The 15,599-nt window shown below is 43.3% G+C and carries 18 protein-coding genes; 10 read left to right on the plus strand and 8 right to left on the minus strand.

Annotated features, from left to right (window positions below; all coding sequences use genetic code 11):
- Positions 1-20 precede the first annotated feature (20 nt).
- Both infA and aat read right to left on the minus strand, forming a co-directional pair.
- On the minus strand, positions 21-239 hold the full coding sequence (gene infA, locus AC2A4J_RS08150; RefSeq protein WP_255825782.1) for a translation initiation factor IF-1: 219 nt from the start codon (positions 237-239) through the stop codon (positions 21-23).
- A gap of 228 nt (positions 240-467) precedes the next feature.
- Entirely contained in the window at positions 468-1,211 is a 744-nt protein-coding gene (gene aat / locus AC2A4J_RS08155) for a leucyl/phenylalanyl-tRNA--protein transferase (RefSeq protein ID WP_484175616.1), read from the minus strand.
- A 543-nt stretch (positions 1,212-1,754) separates the two neighbouring features.
- On the opposite strand from aat, the gene AC2A4J_RS08160 reads away from it, so the two are divergent.
- The 7 genes from AC2A4J_RS08160 (at position 1,755) to cobA (ending at position 10,223) form a co-directional block, all read left to right on the plus strand.
- A complete protein-coding gene (locus AC2A4J_RS08160; RefSeq protein WP_484175617.1) occupies positions 1,755-2,624 on the plus strand; it encodes a hypothetical protein in 870 nt (289 codons plus the stop codon).
- 162 nt (positions 2,625-2,786) lie between these two features.
- A complete protein-coding gene (locus tag AC2A4J_RS08165; RefSeq protein ID WP_484175618.1) occupies positions 2,787-5,549 on the plus strand; it encodes a DNA translocase FtsK in 2,763 nt (920 codons plus the stop codon).
- A 62-nt stretch (positions 5,550-5,611) separates the two neighbouring features.
- Complete coding sequence (gene lolA / locus AC2A4J_RS08170) at positions 5,612-6,238, plus strand: outer membrane lipoprotein periplasmic chaperone LolA (RefSeq protein WP_255825778.1); 627 nt, start codon at positions 5,612-5,614, stop codon at positions 6,236-6,238.
- Positions 6,238-7,626: a replication-associated recombination protein A gene (locus AC2A4J_RS08175; protein ID WP_484175619.1), complete on the plus strand. Its 1,389-nt coding sequence runs from the start codon at positions 6,238-6,240 to the stop codon at positions 7,624-7,626. Before lolA ends, AC2A4J_RS08175 begins: the two co-directional genes overlap by 1 nt.
- Entirely contained in the window at positions 7,623-7,994 is a 372-nt protein-coding gene (gene crcB / locus AC2A4J_RS08180) for a fluoride efflux transporter CrcB (protein ID WP_484175620.1), read from the plus strand. Before AC2A4J_RS08175 ends, crcB begins: the two co-directional genes overlap by 4 nt.
- 64 nt (positions 7,995-8,058) lie before the next feature.
- The gene (serS, locus tag AC2A4J_RS08185) at positions 8,059-9,360 is read left to right on the plus strand and encodes a serine--tRNA ligase (protein WP_484175621.1); all 1,302 of its coding nucleotides are present in this window, start codon (positions 8,059-8,061) and stop codon (positions 9,358-9,360) included.
- Positions 9,361-9,479: 119 nt separating this feature from the next.
- Positions 9,480-10,223: a uroporphyrinogen-III C-methyltransferase gene (gene cobA, locus AC2A4J_RS08190; protein ID WP_484175622.1), complete on the plus strand. Its 744-nt coding sequence runs from the start codon at positions 9,480-9,482 to the stop codon at positions 10,221-10,223.
- An 80-nt stretch (positions 10,224-10,303) separates the two neighbouring features.
- On the opposite strand, the gene AC2A4J_RS08195 is transcribed toward cobA, so the two are convergent.
- The 6 genes from AC2A4J_RS08195 to hpf all read right to left on the minus strand — a co-directional run bounded on the left by AC2A4J_RS08195 (position 10,304) and on the right by hpf (position 12,891).
- Positions 10,304-10,624 carry a TusE/DsrC/DsvC family sulfur relay protein gene (locus tag AC2A4J_RS08195; protein ID WP_255825772.1) on the minus strand — a complete coding sequence of 107 codons (321 nt, stop codon included), beginning with the start codon at positions 10,622-10,624 and terminating at the stop codon, positions 10,304-10,306.
- Positions 10,625-10,629: 5 nt separating this feature from the next.
- Positions 10,630-10,917: a DsrH/TusB family sulfur metabolism protein gene (locus tag AC2A4J_RS08200; RefSeq protein ID WP_255825770.1), complete on the minus strand. Its 288-nt coding sequence runs from the start codon at positions 10,915-10,917 to the stop codon at positions 10,630-10,632.
- Between the two features lie 2 nt (positions 10,918-10,919).
- Positions 10,920-11,267, minus strand: coding sequence for a DsrE family protein (locus tag AC2A4J_RS08205; RefSeq protein ID WP_255825769.1), 348 nt, complete (start codon positions 11,265-11,267; stop codon positions 10,920-10,922).
- A 4-nt stretch (positions 11,268-11,271) separates the two neighbouring features.
- On the minus strand, positions 11,272-11,664 hold the full coding sequence (gene tusD, locus AC2A4J_RS08210; protein ID WP_255825768.1) for a sulfurtransferase complex subunit TusD: 393 nt from the start codon (positions 11,662-11,664) through the stop codon (positions 11,272-11,274).
- A gap of 89 nt (positions 11,665-11,753) precedes the next feature.
- Positions 11,754-12,407, minus strand: coding sequence for a Bax inhibitor-1/YccA family protein (locus AC2A4J_RS08215; RefSeq protein ID WP_255825767.1), 654 nt, complete (start codon positions 12,405-12,407; stop codon positions 11,754-11,756).
- A gap of 166 nt (positions 12,408-12,573) precedes the next feature.
- Positions 12,574-12,891 (minus strand): ribosome hibernation-promoting factor, HPF/YfiA family, encoded by a 318-nt coding sequence (gene hpf / locus AC2A4J_RS08220; protein WP_484175623.1) that lies wholly within the window; start codon positions 12,889-12,891, stop codon positions 12,574-12,576.
- A 360-nt stretch (positions 12,892-13,251) separates the two neighbouring features.
- Between hpf and AC2A4J_RS08225 the strand changes: the two genes are divergently transcribed.
- From AC2A4J_RS08225 to AC2A4J_RS08235, 3 genes are all read left to right on the plus strand, one after another.
- Positions 13,252-14,055 carry a DnaT-like ssDNA-binding domain-containing protein gene (locus tag AC2A4J_RS08225; protein WP_255825765.1) on the plus strand — a complete coding sequence of 268 codons (804 nt, stop codon included), beginning with the start codon at positions 13,252-13,254 and terminating at the stop codon, positions 14,053-14,055.
- On the plus strand, positions 13,964-14,818 hold the full coding sequence (locus AC2A4J_RS08230; RefSeq protein ID WP_484175624.1) for a replication protein P: 855 nt from the start codon (positions 13,964-13,966) through the stop codon (positions 14,816-14,818). Before AC2A4J_RS08225 ends, AC2A4J_RS08230 begins: the two co-directional genes overlap by 92 nt.
- Before the next feature lie 122 nt (positions 14,819-14,940).
- A complete protein-coding gene (locus AC2A4J_RS08235) occupies positions 14,941-15,582 on the plus strand; it encodes a response regulator (RefSeq protein ID WP_255825762.1) in 642 nt (213 codons plus the stop codon).
- Positions 15,583-15,599 lie beyond the last annotated feature (17 nt).

Consider the following 15,599-nt stretch of genomic DNA (forward strand, 5'->3'; position numbering starts at 1 on the left):
CCCATGCTGGGTTGCTTAAATTAACGTGCGCGGTAAACGATACGTCCTTTAGAAAGGTCGTAAGGTGTTAATTCAACTTTTACCTTGTCGCCAGTTAAAATACGAATGTAATTTTTACGCATTTTACCAGAGATATGTGCAATCACTACGTGTCCGTTTTCTAACTCGACACGGAACATGGTATTAGGCAACGTATCAACGATAGTGCCCTCCATTTCTAAGCCTTCTTCTTTTGCCACAATATGTGTCCTATGGTGTTAACTTACTATTGTTTAGTAGACGCCGACCATACCCAAAAGGAGGTCTGCAGACGAAGAGGGAAGATGTTCCTCTTTGGTCAATTGAGCGCTAAACAGCTTAATCATGATTGTGCATTTAGCGACGTCTGAATTTTGATCGAGCGTATTTTGCCTAAAAAAGCAGCGTAAGGCAAACCTAGTTGTGTTTTCACACTGCCTATTTTTGTTCTAAATCGTCTGTTTATCTACTTTTTTGCCAATATTTATGAGAGCTGAGTTCTTTTTGATGCTGGGAATGAGCTGCTCTAAGGTGCTGCAGAAGTTCTCTCTAGGTATTTTCTTTGCACCTAGGGACAGTAGGTGGTCAGATTCTACTTGGCAATCTATCAATTCTATTTTGCAATTTTTTGCCAATTCGCAGAATCTCTTTAGAGCTATCTTTGACGCATTTGGTGCGAGCGAAAACATCGATTCACCAAAAAACATATTTCCCATCGCGACGCCGTAAAAGCCGCCCACAAGTTTGTTGTTTAGCCATATTTCAATAGAGTGTGCGTAGCCTGATTTGTGTAGCTCTGTATAAGCATTTTTAATGTCTTTGGATATCCAAGTCCCTTCCTTGTCTGCTCGTAACGCCGAGCAATAACCGATTACGGACTCAAAATTCTGATTGACTGAAAATAGCCATTGGTCTTTTTTGATGGCTTTTTGAAGTGATCTAGACGCGTGAAAATCGTCTGGGTTAAGAGTGCATCTTTGCTCTGGGTGCCACCACAGGATGGGATCAGGCTCGCTAAACCAAGGGAAAAAGCCTTTACTGTACAGATGAAGCAGCCGAGTAGGGGATAAGTCGCCACCAATGGCGGATAAACCTTCAGGATCTTCTAACGCCTTGCTGGGATCGGGTGTGTCGTAAGGTGATTCTGACAGTAATACAAGCTCGTGTTTATCTTCGGTAGCTGTTGCTGACATGAAGTGGTTACTATCCTTAATTTTCAATTAATTTGATAATCCGATTATAGTTCCTTTCCTCTTAAAAACTATTGTTTGATGATTTTTATCAAGAAAAGTTAAAGAAAAAAAACATCTGCCCGATAAACTAATTAAGGAAGAAAAGATATTCAGCTTGCGACTTATTGACACGATGTTATTCTTAGTTGGCTTCAATGTGCACGAATAGCTTAAAAAAAATGTCTGTTAAGGGTCTTGTTGAGTGCTTTTTGTCCAAAAAAGAGCGTAAAATGAAAAAAAAAAGAAAAAAAGTGCAAGGAGTGCTTGACCCGTAATGGAAAACTTGGTTTTAATCGTTGCAGTCCTAAACGGTAATTCAAAAAGATAATTTGAATACGGTGTTGGGAACTACAAGAATAATTGCTTTTTTGACAACTGTCATGAAAGTGAAACTGATGGGTTTTAAGATACATGAATCGTTGATTTAACAACGTTTCTTGGATAGATGAAAATCGATCGATAGGTCTACAAGACCATATTATATAATATAAAGGGGAATCTTGAATGAAAGCGATTAAACTTGCTTCTGTATTTGCGGTAACTGCTGTTGCGGCTGCTGTTTCTACTGCTACTTTTGCTGCTGATGCAATCATCACTGGTAATGCTGGTATTGAATATGTAACTTTGAACGATAGTACTAGTGAACTTAGTGGTACTAACGAAGGTGAGCTAGAGCTTCACGTAGATACTGGTATTGTTTACGCTGAGCTTGAGTTTGCTACAAATGGCGGCAACGCTGAATCTGGCGAAGGCGTAGATATTGGTCTTGAGAAACTGTACGTTAAACAAGGTGCCGTTTCTTTCGGTCGTTTTGACGGTACAGTAGCAACTGGCTCTTTCATGGGTATGGATGAGTACTACGGTGGTGTTGATCTTAAAACTTCAGGTGACACTGATAGCACTGGCATTCGTTACAAAGTTTCTCCAGAGCTAACTGTTGCTCTTGAAGCAACTGCTGCTTCTGGTTCAGAAGATGGCGAGATCGGTTTTGCTGCTTCTTACGTAATGGATTTCGGCGGCTTTAAAGCTGGTGTATCTGGCGGCGCGGTAGGTGATGCTAACGCAGTAAACGTTGGTGTTCAGACTGTTACTGGTCCAGCTACTTTGTCTCTAAACTACGGTACTGGTGCATCAGGCGCAACTGGCGACACTGATGTTGAGCTTATGACTGCATCTGTAGCATTTGCAGCGTCTGAAGCGTTGACTTTAACTCTAGAATATACTACCGACATGGAAGCAGAGAAATCTGGTACTTACTTCGTGGGTGAGTATGCTGCTGGCGATCTAGTTTACTACGTGAAAAACTACGCTGGCGATGCATCTGATCTAGATTCTGCTGAGCAAACAAAAGTTGGTGTTAAAGCTAACTTCTAAGACTTTCTATATAAGGCATTCTTTTAAAAAGAGAATATCTTTACTAGTTAAAGCGAAAGCCAGCCCTTTGGGCTGGCTTTTTTTATGGTAAGCTTAGCGAACTTGTGACTCCGCTGTATGGAGTGGGTTTTGTTTTGATTAGCATAAAATAGGAAGTACGTTTTGTCAGAAAAGATGAGTGAGTCGGTACGATCACCAATTTGGGAGTTGTTTGCTAAACAAGCAGCGTTTATTGCAGCGTTGTTATTTTTATTCTTTTTTGGTTTAGCGACCTATACTTACAATCCGGCAGATGCTGGTTGGTTTTATTCTGGTAGCGGCGCAGCGACTCAGAACTCTATGGGGCCAATTGGTGCTGTTATTGCAGATTTAGCGTCTGGTTTTTTCGGGTCTTTGTTTTATTCCTTACCCCCTTTGTTTTTTTGGGTCGCGATTATTATATGGCGCAACCCTCATTCCTTATTGCCTCTTAATAACGCCTTGCTTTGTACGATCGGCAGCATCTTGTATTTATCTTTTGGTTCTGTTCTTTGCTTTTTACATACGGTTGGCGAGCCTGCGCTTCAATACGGTACCGGCGGCATCTTAGGTCGTGGTCTTGGTGTCTTGCTGTATGGTTTTATTGGCTATGATGGTGCAACGTTAGTCAGTTTAGCCTTGGTGACTTTGGCCTTTACTTTATTATCTCAAGTGCATTGGTTGAGCTTGATGGATCGGTTGGGTGAAAAAGCCTACACCTTTGCTATGTTTGTGCGTCAAAAATGGACAGATAGTCGCGAAGCAAAAGCCAATAAAAAAGCCAGTACAGCTGACAGTATTAATATTGCAGATGAAGCAGAAGAACCTGCAATCGTTAGAAAAAGAAAAAAAGCCTCCATTGAGCCGACGAAAGTTGAACCAGTGGCCAAAGGGCAATCTACTGCCAATATATTGTTCGAAGATTCTATTGATGACGAATCTCACCCAGAGGAAAGTAAAAAATCCAAGTTTAGTTTGTCTTCACTGTTCTCAAAGTCTAAGTCTGCGAAAGCGGATGAGCCTGTTACAGATTTGCCAGCAAATCATGAAGAGCCCGCGTTTGGTGGATTAGACGATCTATCTGTCGATGGTTTATCCTTTGACGATAAAGACGTCAATTTTGGCGACACTCTGTATATCGAAGAAACTTGGTCGACAAAACGTGATGACACAGCGCAAGAGGTCGTTACTCAGACCACACAAACAGCAAGGGTAGAACCTGTAGAATGGGAAGATCAGCAAGAGGTTGCTCCTTCAGGTGTGTCTAAAGATCAAGCCGATGCTATGTTGTTTGATCATGATAAGCATCCTTCTACCATTCCTCCTGCGCACAAACCGGCATTTCGTACCTTATCGGAAGCGAAGCAGCTGGACTCACTTGGTGGGCCTTATTCTGATGAAGTTGAGAGTGATAAAAAAATAGAAGCTTACTCTTTGCCTGATCGATCCGTTCTTACCAAGCCAAAACCAAAACAAGGCGGTTATTCCGAAGATGAGCTATTGGCTTTGTCTGAATTGTTAGAGCAGCGCTTACAAGATTTCGGGGTAAAGGCGGAAGTGGTTGAAGTTAATCCCGGTCCAGTTATTACTCGTTTTGAAATTCAGCCAGCACCGGGCGTGAAAGTGTCACGTATAACCAATTTGGCAAAAGACCTTGCGCGTTCTTTGAGTGTGATGAGTGTGCGAGTGGTGGAAGTGATTGCTGGTAAATCAACCATAGGGATCGAGATTCCTAATCAGGTTCGCGACACCGTGTATTTTTCGGAAGTGATTAATTGCGATGCCTACGATCGATCTTCCTCGCCACTAACCTTGTCCCTTGGCCATGACATTTCTGGTGAGCCTGTTGTTGTCGATCTAGCTAAAATGCCCCATGTATTGGTGGCAGGTACGACAGGTTCAGGTAAATCTGTTGGTGTTAATGCCATGATCTTAAGTATGTTGCTGAAGTCGACTCCAGACGAGGTGCGTATGATCATGGTCGACCCTAAAATGCTTGAACTGTCGATTTATGAAGGCATTCCACATCTTTTAACTCCAGTCATTACTGACATGAAAGACGCAGCGAATGGCTTGCGCTGGTCGGTAGATGAAATGGAACGTCGCTATAAACTCATGTCGAAATTAGGCGTGCGAAATATTGCGGGTTACAACAAAAAAGTACGTGATGCGATTGAGGCGGGTAAGCCGATCGAAGATCCGTTATGGCAACCTGAAATGGCCATGTTCTCAGAAGATGGTGTCGCTCGGACTGTACCGTATTTAGAGCCTTTGCCTTATATTGTGATTATAGTCGACGAGTTTGCCGACATGATGATGATTGTTGGTAAAAAAGTAGAAGAGCTGATTGCTCGTATTGCACAAAAGGCAAGGGCGGCAGGTATTCATTTGATTTTGGCGACACAGCGTCCATCTGTGGATGTTATTACCGGCTTGATTAAAGCCAACATCCCAACGCGTATGGCCTTTCAGGTATCTTCGAAAATAGACTCCAGAACCATTCTCGATCAAGGTGGTGCAGATCAGCTTTTGGGTATGGGTGACATGCTGTACTTGCCTGCGGGTCTTCCTACGCCAATTCGTGTACATGGTGCTTTCGTTTCTGATGAAGAAGTGCATGCTGTGGTGGAGGAATGGAAAGAGCGAGGCGAACCTGATTATATTCAGGATGTCGTTGTTAACCCTGAAGACCTAATGACAGATGGTGGTGGAGAAGATAAAGATGCACTTTATGATGAAGCTGTGAAAATTGTCATTGAAACGCGTAAAGCTTCGATCTCGTCTATTCAGCGGCGTTTGAAAATAGGTTACAACAGAGCGGCTAATTTGGTTGAAGCAATGGAAGCGGCTGGTCTAGTCGGTCCAATGGGAACCAATGGGCAGCGTGATATTTTGATTCCTGAATAAAAAGGATTGAAGTGTTCTTTTTCTTAGAACTTTTATTTTTAATGTTTTTGTGGAGATCTATTTTGTTGAATAAATTAGTCACTATGGTGCTGTTTTCTGTCGTAATGGCTCTTCAAGCTGCCATTGTGCAAGCTGCAGATTCTACAGACTCAATAGAAAGCCTGCTTGAGCAGAACCGCAATATTGAAGGTGAGTTTCGTCAGGTAACTTATGATGAAAAAGGCAAGCAGCTACAAGTAAGCGAAGGTATTTTTCTTCTTGCTAAGCCAAACCAATTTGTTTGGGATAGCGTGACACCTTTTGCGCAGCGTATTATTTCTGACGGTAAATACATTACCGTTTGGGATGTAGATTTAGAGCAAGCAACGAAGAAGCCATTATCGGGCACAGTAGGTAATTCTCCTGCTGCGCTATTAGGTCAACCAGCGGCAAAAGTACTTCCGCATTATAATGTGACGACTCTTGGTGATGAAAAATTTCGTTTAGCGCCGAAAGAAGATCAGGATTTATTTCAAACATTGACGCTGTCCTTCCGAAATAAGGTGATTAGCGCGATGAGTATCTTAGATGCGCTAGGGCAAACAACGGTTATTGAGTTCAAAAATGTTGAAACGCATGAAGGCGTGGCGAAAGAAAACTTTGTCCTAGACTTGCCCGCTAACGTGGATGTGATTGAAGAAGGTCAGTAATGAAGGATCTTTTTTCTGACGCACCAACGGGGGCGTATCAGCCTCTGGCGGCCAGAATGCGACCTTCTAGTCTCGATGAATATATCGGGCAATCGCACTTGGTTGGTCCGGGAAAGCCGTTACGGAGAATGGTCGAAACTGGACATTGTCATTCGTTCATTCTTTGGGGCCCTCCAGGTGTGGGAAAGACCACCTTTGCTCAACTTTTGTCCCATGCCCTTGATGCGCAGTTTATTGAAATATCGGCTGTCATGTCTGGTGTGAAAGAAATTCGTGCTGCCGTGGATAAAGCAAAAAATTTGCGTCAGATGAATGGCACACAGACCGTTTTATTTGTCGATGAAGTGCATCGTTTTAATAAGTCGCAGCAAGATGCATTTTTGCCATTTATAGAAGATGGTACCTTTTTGTTTATCGGCGCAACGACAGAAAACCCAGCCTTTGAATTGAATTCAGCTTTGTTGTCGAGAGCACGTGTATATCGTTTGAAAACACCGAGCGTGGATGACGTAAAGCAAGTGTTGGAGAGGGCTTTGCAAGATCACCATAAGGGAATCGGCGCAGACGCTCAGGGGAATACTTTTCAAATAGACGATTACTTTTTGTCTGTTCTTGCTCAGGCTGCGGATGGTGATATTCGTCGTGGCCTTAACTTCTTAGAAATCTTATCGGATCTTGTTGAGCCGGGCTGTAAAGTCACTCAAGAGCAATTGGAAGACGTGCTAGGTGGCAGTGTTCGCCGTTTTGATCGTAAAGGCGATGTATTTTACGACCAAATATCAGCCTTCCATAAATCGGTTCGGGGGTCATCGCCTGATGGTGCTTTGTATTGGATGGCACGTATGTTAGATGGCGGCTGTGACCCCTTGTATATTGCGCGGCGTTTGCTGGCAATTGCATCGGAAGACATAGGTAATGCAGACCCGAGAGCCTTGCAAATTGGCCTAAACGCATGGGATGTATTTGAACGTGTTGGCCCTGGTGAGGGCAATCGTGCGATAGCGCAAGCGGCTGTTTACATGGCGTGCGCACCTAAGAGTAATGCCGTTTATAAAGCGTTTGGGCAGGCAATGTCGGATGTCGCAGCGCAACCCAGTTATGAAGTGCCTGCGCATTTGCGTAATGCGCCAACGTCTTTGGCGAAAAGCATGGGGCACGGTGATGAGTATCGTTATGCGCATAATGAAGAATATGCTTACGCAGCAGGCGAAAATTATATGCCAGAAGAGTTGGCGGATATGCGTTATTATCATCCGACAGATCGTGGTCTAGAAAAGAAAATCAATGATAAACTGGCTTGGTTATCTGACCTAGATGATCAAAGTCCATTGCAGCGTTATGGCTCTTTGTACCAACCTACAGGTTTCTCTCAAGGGGATGAAGAATGATGTATTTTATGATTGCCGTGGGTGGTGCCTTTGGTGCATTAAGTCGATATGGCATGACGAAATGGATTAATACCTATTGGAATCACCATTTTCCCTTTGCCACTATGATTATTAACGTATTGGGTTGTGTACTGATGGGGATCGCTTTTGTGGTGATTAGTGAGCGTATGCCATCACTTGAACCTTATCGACCTTTGGTTATGGTGGGTTTTTTAGGTGCATTTACCACTTTTTCCACTTTTTCGTTGGAAATTGTCTCTCTTATTAACATGCAGGCTTGGCTAACAGCAGCAAGCTATTTATTATTGAGTTGTGTTTTGGGGATTGCAGGTCTGGCAGCTGGTATGGCTGTCGCTCGTTTTTTCTAATCCCTTGTTTTGTAAAACGCTCTAATTTATTTATACACACTGATTGAAGGATATTGTTGCCCAGATGTTAGACATTAAAGCATTACGCGCTGACCCGGAAGCCATTGCGGCTCAACTTAAAAAGAAAGGCTACGAGTTGGATGTTGCGACTTTCTCTTCCTTAGAAGAGCGTCGTAAAGCCATCCAGGTAGAAACCGAGCAGCTGCAACAAGCCCGAAATTCAGTGTCCAAAGACATTGGTCAGGCAATGAAGTCTGGCGATAAAGACAAAGCAGCTGAGCTAAAAGCGCAAACGGCAACCCTAGGTGATGATCTTGAAGCTGCAAAAACGCAGCTGACACAAGTTCAAGAAGAGTTGGAAAGCTTGTTAGAAGGCATTCCAAATCTTCCACATGAATCTGTCCCTGAAGGTAAAACGGAAGACGACAACGTTGAAGTTCGTCGTTGGGGAACGCCTAAGCAATTTGACTTCGAGCCAAAAGATCACGTCGATCTTGGTGAAGCGATGGAAATGCTGGATTTCGAAGCGGCAGTTAAAATTACTGGCTCTCGCTTTGCCGTTATGCATTCTGACTTGGCGCGCCTACATCGTGCTCTAACGCAATTCATGATCAATACTCATGCTGACTTGCATGGTTATACTGAAGTGTATGTGCCTTACTTGGTAAACTCTCACTCCTTAAAAGGAACGGGTCAGCTACCTAAGTTCGAAGCGGATTTGTTTAAAGTGCCAGTGGACAAAGACAGCGGTAACAATGACCTGTATTTGATCCCAACAGCAGAAGTACCAGTAACAAACTTGGTGCGTGATGAGATTTTGAATGACGCAGATTTGCATAAGAAATTTGTGGCTCATACGCCTTGTTTTCGCAGCGAAGCAGGCAGCTATGGTCGTGATACTCGCGGCATGATTCGTCAGCACCAGTTTGAAAAAGTTGAGTTAGTTCATGTTTGTCGTCCAGATATTTCTGAACAAGTGCTTGAAGAGTTGGTTGGTCACGCAGAGGTGATTTTGCAGAAACTAGAACTTCCTTACCGTACTGTGATCTTGTGTGGTGGTGATCTTGGTTTTTCTGCGCACAAAACGTACGACATTGAAGTGTGGTTGCCTGGTCAAGGCAAATACCGTGAGATTTCTTCTTGTTCTAACATGTGGGACTTCCAAGCCCGTCGTATGCAAGCGCGCTGGCGCAACCCTGAAACTGGTCGTCCTGAGTTAGCACATACTTTGAACGGTTCTGGTTTGGCTGTGGGTCGTACGCTAGTTGCTGTGCTTGAAAACTATCAAGATGCGGATGGTAATGTACGTGTTCCTGATGTATTAGTGCCTTATATGGGCGGTAAGACGGTATTGAAAAAAGCGTAACTTGATACCTTGGCGTTACACTAGTGTGCTAGTAATATCGTAAAAAGGTCTTAGAGTGACTCTGTTTAAATGAAAAGCCTCTTTATGAGGCTTTTTTGTATGAGTGGATATTGGAAATTATGACGGGCAAGGTCTATTTGATTGGTGCGGGTCCAGGTGATCCAGAATTGTTAACGCTGAAAGCATATCGGTTATTAAAATTGGCCGATGTGGTTTTGTATGACCGCTTGGTTGGCAAAGAGATTATTGAGCTCATTCCTGAAACGGCAGAAAAAATGTACGTAGGTAAAGCCAAGTCTTTGCATAGCCTTCCGCAGGATGAGATTAACAGTTTGCTTGCTGCCAAGGCAAAAGATGGCCACATGGTGGTGCGTTTAAAAGGTGGTGATCCTTTTATATTCGGCCGTGGCGGTGAGGAGCTAGAAGAACTTATAGACGAAGGTGTGCCTTTCGAAGTGGTTCCTGGAGTCACGGCGGCGGCAGGTTGTGCCGCGTATGCTGGGATTCCGTTAACCCATCGTGATTATGCCCAGTCGGTTCGATTTTTAACGGGTCACTTGAAAGATGGTACGACGGAGTTGCCTTGGGAGGAATTGGTTCATCCTGCGCAAACTCTTGTGATTTATATGGGGTTAACAGGCCTTAAAGATATCACCCAGTCGTTGATTCGATTTGGTATGAGTCCATCCATGCCGGTGGCCATTGTCGAAAAAGGCACAACCAGTGAGCAGCGCGTTTTTACTTCTACTATCCAAGATGTGTATGACGTATCTGTGGTGAATGAAGCAAAATCCCCTGCGTTACTTATTATTGGTGAGGTTGTGACTTTGCAGAAGAAATTAGAGTGGTACGGAAAGTACTAAGTTTCTTTATTGCTTAAAGCGTTTGGATAAAAGCGGAGCTTAAATGGCTCCGCTTTTTTGTCTCTTTAAGGTCTTGAGTGTTACAAGCAATTTGCCGGTTTTGGCAGGCCAGCGATTTTTGCGGCTAACTTAGGTGGGCTACCGGGGAATAAGGTCATTAAATAAATGCTACGGCCTTTTTCTGCTCCGAGTTTTTTTGATACGGCTTTTACCAGAGGGCGCATGGCTGGAGAGACCTCAAATTCATTGTAGAAGTCGCGCAACAAATGAATGATTTCCCAATGTGCATCGGTTAGCTCAACGTCCACATCTTTCGCTAGTTGACTGGCAAGCTCTGGTGTCCAATCTTGTAGGTTAAGTAAATAGCCTTCTTCATCTAGAACGACTGCGTTGTCTGTCATATTAATTACCAACTAATGTTCGCCTCGGCGTTAAAGGTTAACTCAACCCATTCTTCTTCTGAAAGAGCGGTGCCTAGTTTTGGTGATAAACCATAAGCTGTTGCATCGCTTTGCAAATAATAGAATTCTGCCTGTGTTTTTTCGAGCAGCGTTTGCAATGTGCTGGTGTGCTGAATCAGTCTTAAAAAGCCTTCTTCAATCAGCAATATTTGGTCGCCAGATTGAACGCTATTTTGCCACGTTGTTTCTAACGCTGCTGGGTAGTCGAGTTGATTTATTTGGTGAAGTCGCATAATTAAAACCGGAAAACCTGTTGGTATTGTGAAAACATTGTCTGCCATTCGTCGCCGTTGAGTGGTTGAACGCCTTGCCACGTTGGATTGTCTTCAAGCCAAGAGTGGTTCTTTTCTATGTAAATGTTTTCTATATCGTAAAATTCCAGCCCTGCTAGTAGCTTATGCAGATTTTTGCCTTGCTCTGCTGTTGGTTCTTGGTTGTCAGTCAATAGCGCGAGAGCGGCTCCAGATAGGCACAAGTCCACAGGTTGTTCAAAGGTGGCCAGAACCAGAGCGAGATCTAAACCTTCCTTGCAAGCTAAGCTGGAATAGGGGCTGGAGTTTAGGTGGATTAGAGTGTGTTTCATAAGGTTACCTAAACTGAATGACTTTGTTCGTGCTGTTTATTAGATCAACAAGTGTTCCCAAGCCTTCAAGCTGAAAATGTTCTGCAAGCGTGTGTTGTTCTAACTCATAGCGACGGCTTTCACTTTCGTTAATAATGCCGCGTCTTACCGCTGCTGCAATACACAAATACAAAGGGACGCTGTGTTGTTCTGCTATTTCTTGCCATGCCTTAGTGAGGTTGATTTCATCTCTTGGCGGCTGTGCGGTTTGGTTGCCAATCAGTACCGCGTCCTCATAAAAAAATACACCTTTAATGCTGTTTGGGTATTTATTCAGAGCAGCACGAATGAAGCGAAGTGCAGTGTGGCAAGCCTTGCTTTGGTATGGTGAACCCGTAATGAGCAAAGTGTATTGCATGAAAAATAACCTTGGTATGAGATGCTGTAAATTTTACACATAAAAAAGGCCGCAGTCAGCGGCCTTTTTCGTATTGGTGTGACGGATTATTAATCGCGAGCCATACCAAGAAGAGACAATACGCTTAGGAACATGTTGTATATGGAAACATACAGAGTCACTGTTGCAACTATGTAGTTGGTTTCACCGCCACGTACGATTTGGCTTGTTTGCAGCAAAATAACCGCCGCAGAGAAAAGCGCGAAACCAGCAGAGATGAAGATTTGTAGCGCAGGCATTTTAATAAAGATGCCAGCAATCACAGCGAATAATAGTACAAAGAAACCGACAGTAATGAATCCGTTTAGGAAGCTAAAGTCTTTCTTTGATACCAATGCATAAGCAGACAAGCCTAGGAATGAAAGACCTGTAATGCCTAAGGCGCTCATGATCAAGCTGCCGCCACCAGGCAGATTCATGTACATGCTTAATATAGGCCCAAGGGTAATGCCCATAAATCCAGTTAACGCAAACACACAAAGAAGACCAGCAGAGCTGTTTTTAAATTTGTGTGTTAGGAAAAGCAAACCATAAAAGCCTACTAGCGTAATAATTAGGCCAGGATGGGGTAAGTTTAAAGCCATGCTCATGCCCGCAGTGAAGGCGCTGAACAATAGGGTAAGCGACAACAGTCCGTAAGTATTGCGGAGCGTTTTATTTGCCGCTTGTGACGAATGTGTCGAAAGGGCTTCTGTGTAACGCATGAGATTACTCCTTTAAGGGTTTAAGACTATCAATAGACTTAATATGCGGCTGAAAGTTCCAAAGTTCAAGCGTGATTGTTTATCTATGTCGTAAATATAAAGAAACACCGCACAATTGCGATGTTTCTTTAGAAAATAATGAAGGGGGGTAAAGTATTTTTGATAGTTAGTGAGTGATCGCTGTTTTGTGATTACTAATGGATTGTTTGGTTTTGTGTTTGTCTATTTGTTTGACCAGCTTATCAACCATGTTGTCGATTGCGTGAAATAATCTGTCTTCAGAGGAGGCTGCTGCAAAAATCTCTTTGCCGGGAATATGTACTCTTGCTTCTGCTTTTTGGCTTTTGCTGTCTTTCAATAAAGTGACATTTACTGAGGTTATTTGGTCTGTTAACTTGGATACTTTGCTGAGTTTTTCATGGATGTGATCTTTGATCGCTGGAGTTACATCGATATGGTGACCAGAAATTTTAGTAGTGTACATACTGCTTTCCTCCTGAGTGATGTTCTTGGAACCAACAGTGCAGAATTCTCTATCAAGCGTTTTTTTGCGAGCCTTTCTTGATTATTTTGGTTTTGTAGCATAGGGCTTGATTAGAGCGTTGAACAAAAAGCATTGCTGTAATTTGAGCATAGGAGTGTTTTTGAATCCTGTCAAAGTTGCTTAACAGTGGTGTTGTTAGGAAATAAAATTAAAGTCTAATGATCAGTGAAAATGGCAAACTTCATTATGTACGGACCGTGAGGTAAGTGTAAGGTTCTCGTGCTAATGGGAACGGCTTTTGATAGACTGTCATGCTAGCTATTTTGTTAGGTATGCAAAGTAAAACGCGAAGCGAGATTTATGTTGGATAACGACTATTCATTACCGATATCATTTTCAATGGCAGCCCAGATTGGGTTGGAAGAAACCGTATTATTGACCTTTTTGAAGCAGCAGGCTTATCTTGTTGGTTCCAATGCTTTACGTGTTGAAATGAGTAGACTTAGTGTTCAGCTACCATTCTGGACTGTCCCTATGTTGATGCGATTGTTGTCGAATTTACAAATTAGCCAACTGTTGAGCTTTCAGCGCCAAGAAGAAATACTTGAGATTCATTTAGCTTCATCGCAAAAAGCGGCACAAACGGTTAAACCAGCCGCAGAGCCTTCGAAAGAAGATTCCTTGATGAGTAAAATGGATCGGTTGCATAAAGCGTCTCGGGAGAAAACCGAAGAATTCACGCCGCAGCCTAAAAGCTACCCTGCGAAGCAACCTGTTCGACAATACGAAGCACCCTCTCCGCCAGTGGTCAATGACCGTCGCGGAGTCACGGATTTCGACTTGTACCTAGAGCAAAAAGAGCGTGCTCGACAACCGGATCAGTGGCAACCTGAAGAGGCGACGTTAGAACAAATTGGCCAAGCAGGCATTGCTCGCGAATTTGCCTTGTCTTTGCAAACTGAGTTTTTGCTGAGAATCAAAGAGCAGCGGAAAAATGTCAGAACTTGGAACAGCGAATTTTTTAAATACGTAAAACGTCAGTGGCAATACAAACAATCAGATAGGTCTTCATATGAAGGAACCTCAGGCAGTACAAAATTTACTAAAACCTCTAGAGAACAGGTTAGCGACGCCCTCAACAACATCCACGACACAGACTGGTGAGTATGGCTCCGGCAATCCAGGGTATGGTAACGCAGGCTATGGTAATGCTGGTAACAGCAGCCGTGAATCGGGTCCAACAGAGGCAGAACAGCAAACGCGTATCTTGGTTAATATGTTGTTTGCGCGTTTTAAAGCCATCTACACCCACAAATTTGCCTCTGCTTACAGCACAACGGATGAAGTGAAACTCGCAAAACGTGAGTGGGCGATTGCTTTGAAAGGCTTTCAAGAGCCACTGTTGGCCTATGCAGTAGAGCGTACTAAAGAAGAGCATACTTGGCCGCCAACCATTGCAGACTTCTTGAAACTGATTAATACCGCGTATAAAGCGTATGGTTTGCCAGATCCTCGAGCGGCGTATCTTGAAGCGTGTGCTTGCCGAACTGATCCATTGCAGTATAAATGGAGCCATACGGCCGTATTCTTTGCAGGCTCTGAGGCGGGTTGGTACAAGCTGAAATCTGAAGAAGAGCGAGTCACTTGGCCTTTATTTGAAAAAAGTTATTTGAAAGTCGTAGATCGAGTTATTGCTGGCGAACGCTTAGTTATTCCTAAAGTCATAATGATCGAAGACAAGCAAACTCTGAGCGTAAAAGATTTAGCGGGTAAAATTGCAGGCGATTTATCTGTTGATGAAGAGCAGATCGCTCCTTTACTTTATTACACCCAAAAAACACATGGGTCTGGCGTGCGAGCTCGTTATCGTGAAATTAGTCAAAAAAAGCTCTTAGAAATGGGGTATAAAGAAATGCTGCCGGAATAATGGTGCGTTTTTTCTATTTGTTCTATAACATAATTTTTATTGGCAGGATGCTCTAGGTTCAATTCCGTTCTAGGTGCGATAAAAATAGACACGATGCGTAGTAAAGTTTTGGTGAGGTTGTTATGTTAAAAGTATTGATTGTTGACGACCATGACATGGTTAGCCAAGGTATTAGTCGTGTATTACAGGATGTAAAAGGCGTTGAGGTTGTCGGTGTTGTACATAGTGGTGAAGAAGCCATTGTTCAGTCTAAAATCTTATTGCCAGATATTGTTTTGATGGACGTGCATATGCCGGGAATTGGTGGTTTAGGCGCGACAAAAGAAATAAAGCGCATCTTACCGAAAACCAAGGTGATTGCCTTGTCTGCCCTTGATGACAACTTATACCCAGTGAAGCTGTTGGAGGCCGGTGCGTCTGGCTATGTGACCAAAGGTACCAACACCTCCGAGCTATTAGAAGCCATCCAAATGGTATCGAAAGGCGAACACTATATTTCTAAAAGTATTGCTCAGAAAATGGCCCTGTCTAAGTTTTCCATCGACGGACAAGGTTCACCATTGGGGCAATTATCTGATAGAGAATTACAAGTGGCTCAGATGATCGTAGATTGCAAAAAATCCAACGAAATTGCCGAGCACTTAAATGTCAGTCCTAAAACCGTGAGTACTTATCGTACTCGTATCTTTTCAAAGTTGAACATAGACAGCGATGTCGAGTTGATTCACTTGGCGGTACGTTACAATGTGCTTGGTATGGGCTAGGCGAAAAACGAGGTTTG

Source organism: Marinomonas sp. ATLA20 (assembly GCF_057180105.1).

What these genes read in the sequence shown, in the direction of transcription:
- aat (WP_484175616.1), bottom strand. Translation starts at nt 1,211, where the DNA reads ATGTCAGCAACAGCTACCGAAGATAAACACGAGCTTGTATTACTGTCA.
- AC2A4J_RS08160 (WP_484175617.1), top strand. Translation starts at nt 1,755, where the DNA reads ATGAAAGCGATTAAACTTGCTTCTGTATTTGCGGTAACTGCTGTTGCG.
- AC2A4J_RS08175 (WP_484175619.1), top strand. Translation starts at nt 6,238, where the DNA reads ATGAAGGATCTTTTTTCTGACGCACCAACGGGGGCGTATCAGCCTCTG.
- crcB (WP_484175620.1), top strand. Translation starts at nt 7,623, where the DNA reads ATGATGTATTTTATGATTGCCGTGGGTGGTGCCTTTGGTGCATTAAGT.
- serS (WP_484175621.1), top strand. Translation starts at nt 8,059, where the DNA reads ATGTTAGACATTAAAGCATTACGCGCTGACCCGGAAGCCATTGCGGCT.
- cobA (WP_484175622.1), top strand. Translation starts at nt 9,480, where the DNA reads ATGACGGGCAAGGTCTATTTGATTGGTGCGGGTCCAGGTGATCCAGAA.
- AC2A4J_RS08195 (WP_255825772.1), bottom strand. Translation starts at nt 10,624, where the DNA reads ATGACAGACAACGCAGTCGTTCTAGATGAAGAAGGCTATTTACTTAAC.
- AC2A4J_RS08200 (WP_255825770.1), bottom strand. Translation starts at nt 10,917, where the DNA reads ATGCGACTTCACCAAATAAATCAACTCGACTACCCAGCAGCGTTAGAA.
- AC2A4J_RS08205 (WP_255825769.1), bottom strand. Translation starts at nt 11,267, where the DNA reads ATGAAACACACTCTAATCCACCTAAACTCCAGCCCCTATTCCAGCTTA.
- tusD (WP_255825768.1), bottom strand. Translation starts at nt 11,664, where the DNA reads ATGCAATACACTTTGCTCATTACGGGTTCACCATACCAAAGCAAGGCT.
- AC2A4J_RS08215 (WP_255825767.1), bottom strand. Translation starts at nt 12,407, where the DNA reads ATGCGTTACACAGAAGCCCTTTCGACACATTCGTCACAAGCGGCAAAT.
- hpf (WP_484175623.1), bottom strand. Translation starts at nt 12,891, where the DNA reads ATGTACACTACTAAAATTTCTGGTCACCATATCGATGTAACTCCAGCG.
- AC2A4J_RS08225 (WP_255825765.1), top strand. Translation starts at nt 13,252, where the DNA reads ATGTTGGATAACGACTATTCATTACCGATATCATTTTCAATGGCAGCC.
- AC2A4J_RS08230 (WP_484175624.1), top strand. Translation starts at nt 13,964, where the DNA reads ATGAAGGAACCTCAGGCAGTACAAAATTTACTAAAACCTCTAGAGAAC.
- AC2A4J_RS08235 (WP_255825762.1), top strand. Translation starts at nt 14,941, where the DNA reads ATGTTAAAAGTATTGATTGTTGACGACCATGACATGGTTAGCCAAGGT.